Genomic DNA, 3,833 nt, shown 5'->3' on the forward strand with positions numbered 1-3,833 from the left:
CGACACCTGCTCCACCACCACCCGCACCGACTCCTGCGCCGCATTCAACGCCGCCGCCATCTGCCCGAGGTCGTCGGCGGAGTCCACCGTGGCGCGGGCCGTCAGGTCGCCGTCCGCCATCGCGTCGATCGCCACCTTCAGGTCACGGACTCGGCGCACCAGGGCGTTCGCCACCCAGACGGCGAGCGCGAGCCCGATCGCCAGCCCGAGGACGAGGGCGATGAGCACCGCCCGGCTGCCGGCCGCGGCCGCGTCCTCGGCCTGCTTGGCGAGAGCGGCCGAGTGCGCCGTCAACGCCGCGCTGGCCTGGTCCAGGTCGTCGACGAACGTGTCGATCATCGGCTGGGACTTGCTGTCCAGCAGGGCCGAGTACCGCGCGTGGTCACCAGCCATCGCCGGCGGGAGGAGCTCGGTGTCGCGCAGCTGCCGCCACGCGTCGAAGTCGGACTTGAAGGTGTCCCAGGTGGGCATGATCCGGGAACCGCCGGCCGCATCGACCCGAGCGACTGCGGCGTCCAGCTCGACGTCGTTGTCCTTGAGCTTCTTGGCGTAGGTCTCCTTGTCCTGGATCGAGGAGACGGCAGCGATCTGGGCGATCAGCAGCCGCGCCTTGATCTCGTCCTGGTGGACGGTGCCGCGGTCGGCGACGATCGTGCGCTGCAGCTGGTAGAGGTCCTGCGCCGAGCCGCGAAGGGCAGCACCGGAAACCGCTGCGGTGATGCCGACGGCTATCGCGACCAGGCTCACGAAAGCGATCGAGAGCAGGAACTTGGTCCGGACGCTGCGGTCGACGAGCAGCGAGCGCACGCCCCCACGCGACGTGGCCGCACCAGCGGTCGGTGCGTGGGGAGAGGTCTGCGAGGTCATGGTGGCTACCTTCGGCTTTCGGGTCAGAGACCGACGGCGCGGTCGGCGTCCAGGGCCAGGACGAGGCGGTCGGGCAGCTTGTAGGCACCCAGGATCAGCTCGCGGGCGGCTCCGGTGAGCGTGTCCGGGGCAGGCTCGAAGTCCCGCTCGTCCACCTCGACGACGTCTCCGATCGTGTCGACGAGCAGGCTCACCGGCTCACCGCCCACCCTGACGACGACCACCATCGGCTCACCCTCGGTGCGCGGCGGCAGGCCCAGCGGCACCCGCAGGTCGACCGCGGTCAGCACCTGGCCACGGAGGTTGACCAGGCCCGCGACGCGCGGGGGCGCCAGCGGCACCCGGGTGCGGGTCTGGCTGCGCAGCACCTCCTGCACCTGCTCCACCGCGATGGCCAGCGTGTGGCCGTCCAACGTGAAGGTCGCGAGCTGGGTGCTCATGCGATCACCGCCTCGGGCTCGGTGGCCACGGAGTGGCCGGCTGCGACGGCCTCGGTGACCGTGAAGAAGTTCGGGTCGGCAGCCTGGATGGCCGACCGGACGTCGAGCAGCTCGATCACCCGGTCGCGGACGACCGCAGAGCCGAGCAGACCGTCGTCCTCGATGTCGCTGCGCACGTCGACGTCGTCCACGATGTCGACGATCTCCTCGACCACGAGGGCCACGCTGCGACCGCCACTCGTGTACACGATGACCGTGAGCTCGTCGCCCCGCGCCGACTCGGCGTGCAGGTGCTGGTCCAGCCGGATCGTCGGCAGGATGCCGCCGCGGTACTGGATGACCTCGCGACGGCCGACCCGCTCCACGCGGCTGGCGTCCACCTGCTCGAGCCGGGTCACCATCGACAGGGGGATCGCCACCTGGCGACCCTCGCCGATGCCGGCGAGCAGCACCTGGTCGAGCTCGGCGGCGTGCTCGCTGTCGCCGCGCTGCTGAGCCAGGTCACGCTCGAGCGAGTCCTGCCGCATGCAACGCTTGGCCAGGGCCTGGACGTCGAGGATCAGGGCGACTGCACCGTCGCCCAGAATCGTTGCGCCGGAGTAGATCCCGATCGACTTCAGCTGCGAGGACAGTGGCTTGACCACGATCTCCTCGGAGTTCAGCACGCGGTCGACGAGCAGCCCGAACCGCCGGCCGTCCGTCTGCAGCACCGCGATCACCAGCTGGCCGTCGGCTCGGCCGGGGTCGAGCTCGAGCACGTCGCTCAGCCGGACGATCGGCAGCAGCATCCCGCGCAGGCGGAAGACCTCGGCCGCGCCGACCCGCTCCAGGGAGCTGGCCGCCTGCGTGCTGTCCAGCGCGACCAGCTCCGCGAGGTTGACCTGCGGGATGGCGTAGCGGTCACCGGCGCACTCGATGGTCAGCGACGAGACGATGGCCAGGGTCAGCGGGATGCGCAGCCGACAGGTGGTGCCCCGGCCCAGGACGGACTCGATCTCGATCGTGCCGCCGATGGACTCGATGTTGGTCTTGACGACGTCCATGCCGACGCCCCGGCCGGACACGTTGGTCACGGCGGCGGCCGTGGAGAAGCCTGGCGTGAAGATGAGCTGGAGCACCTCGACCGAGTTGAGCCGGTCGAGCTGGGCCGCGGTGCGCAGACCCTTCTCCAGCATCTTGGCGCGGATCCGCGACGGGTCGATGCCGGCGCCGTCGTCGGTGACCTCCACGACGACCTGGCCACCCTCGTGGAAGGCCCGCAGGGTCAGCACGCCCTCGGCGGACTTGCCGGCGGCGACCCGGTCGGCGGACCCCTCGAGGCCGTGGTCCACGGCGTTGCGGACCAGGTGCGTCAACGGGTCCTTCACAGCCTCGAGCAGAGTGCGGTCCAGCTCGGTCTCACGACCGACCATCTCGAGGCGGACCTGCTTGCCGCACTGGGCACCCAGGTCACGGACGACGCGCGGCAGCTTCGACCACAGGTGGTCGATGGGCTGCATGCGCGTCTTCATGACGCCCTCCTGCAGCTCGCTCGCGATCAGGTTGAGCCGCTGCGAGGCGCGGACCAGGTCCACGTCGTCCTGCAAGCCGGCCTGACGGACGATCTGGTTGCGGCACAGCACGAGCTCGCCGACCTGGCGCATCAGGCTGTCGAGCAGGTCGACGTCCACCCGGATCGAGGAGTCGGCGACCGAGCGCTTCGCGCCGGTAGGCACGTCGGGCTCGTCGGCGACGACCTCGGCCGGGACGACCGGAGCGACCGCGGCGGCCTGGACGACGGGCGCGGGCTCCACGACAGCCTCGACGACAGCGTCGACGACAGACTCCACTTCAGCCTCGACGACGTCTTCGACGACAGCCTCGACGACGGTCTCGACGACGGTCTCGACGACGGGAGCAGGCCCAGCAGCAGCAACCGGGACGTCCCCATCGAGCACGGCCTGGATGCGCGCGACGATCGGGGCGACCTCGACCGAGCCCTCCGTGCCGTCCACCTCGATGGCAGCCAGCAGCTCGCGGACACCGTCCACCATGGCCAGCAGGACGTCGGCGATCGGGGCGGTCATGGTGAGCTTGCCGTCCCGCAGCCGGGCCAGCAGGTTCTCGCCCACGTGGGTCAGCGCCTCCAGCCGCGAGAACGCGAGGAAGCCACTGGTGCCCTTGATGGTGTGGATGGTCCGGAACACGCTCGCGAGCAGCTCGCGCGAGCCGGGCTCGCGCTCGAGCTCGACGAAGTCCCGGTCGAGCTGGTCGAGGTTCTCGTGGCTCTCCACCAGGAACTCCTGGACGATCTCGTCCGTGTCGTCCACGTGCTTCTCCTGAATTGCCGAGGTCGGTCCGTCGAACGACCCATCGGCGGTGCCGGGGTGGACCTGAGGTGATCACCGACCCCTCGTGGGGACGGCTCGTAGGGACGACGGAGCCGGCCCACCCTGAGGGTGAGCCGGCTCCGGTAGAACGCCTGTGTCAGTAGGTGAAGCGGGCGATCTGGGTGCGGAGCTGGGCCGCCATCACCGACAGCTCCTC

3 protein-coding genes are annotated in these 3,833 nt (G+C 70.4%); all 3 read right to left on the reverse strand.

Translation table 11 applies throughout. The features are described from left to right. Window positions 1-867: HAMP domain-containing protein (locus ABEB17_RS06325; protein ID WP_345715831.1), on the reverse strand; the 867-nt coding region annotated here is incomplete at its 3' end. Between the two features lie 23 nt (window positions 868-890). Beyond that, complete coding sequence (locus tag ABEB17_RS06330) at window positions 891-1,307, reverse strand: chemotaxis protein CheW (protein WP_345715833.1); 417 nt, start codon at window positions 1,305-1,307, stop codon at window positions 891-893. Beyond that, the gene (locus ABEB17_RS06335) at window positions 1,304-3,616 is read right to left on the reverse strand and encodes a chemotaxis protein CheA (protein ID WP_345715835.1); all 2,313 of its coding nucleotides are present in this window, start codon (window positions 3,614-3,616) and stop codon (window positions 1,304-1,306) included. The genes ABEB17_RS06330 and ABEB17_RS06335 overlap by 4 nt, the downstream gene beginning before the upstream one ends. Window positions 3,617-3,833: the final 217 nt, after the last annotated feature.

It is taken from the genome of Angustibacter luteus, from assembly GCF_039541115.1.
Classification (GTDB): domain Bacteria; phylum Actinomycetota; class Actinomycetes; order Actinomycetales; family Angustibacteraceae; genus Angustibacter; species Angustibacter luteus.